At 51.7% G+C, this 346-nt stretch carries 3 tRNA genes; all 3 read right to left on the bottom strand.

The features are described 5' to 3' along the window. Positions 1 to 45: 45 nt before the first annotated feature. The 3 genes from M3226_RS31790 to M3226_RS31780 all read right to left on the bottom strand — a co-directional run bounded on the left by M3226_RS31790 (position 46) and on the right by M3226_RS31780 (position 307). A tRNA-Met gene (locus M3226_RS31790) sits at positions 46 to 122 on the bottom strand. A 15-nt stretch (positions 123 to 137) separates the two neighbouring features. Then, positions 138 to 213, bottom strand: a tRNA-Ala gene (locus M3226_RS31785). 17 nt (positions 214 to 230) lie between these two features. After that, a tRNA-Pro gene (locus M3226_RS31780) sits at positions 231 to 307 on the bottom strand. Between the last annotated feature and the right edge of the window lie 39 nt (positions 308 to 346).

The raw sequence follows: 346 nt of genomic DNA, 5'->3' as shown, positions 1-346 counted from the left end.
ACCAGCTGAGCTAAAGGTCCATGTTAAACTAATCATAATTATTAATGGTAGCGGCGGAGGGGATCGAACCCCCGACCTTACGGGTATGAACCGTACGCTCTAGCCAGCTGAGCTACACCGCCATCATATAATTATATTGGTGGAGTCTAGGGGGATCGAACCCCTGACCTCCTGCGTGCAAAGCAGGCGCTCTCCCAGCTGAGCTAAGACCCCATAAGCTTTAAGAAGAATGGTCGGGAAGACAGGATTCGAACCTGCGACCCCTTGGTCCCAAACCAAGTGCTCTACCAAGCTGAGCTACTTCCCGTTAAAGTGCGCCCTGAGAGATTCGAACTCCCGACCTTTT

Source organism: Neobacillus cucumis, from assembly GCF_023715505.1.
The sequence above is the reverse complement of the archived record's forward strand: the minus strand, read 5'-3'. Positions and strand labels throughout refer to the sequence as shown.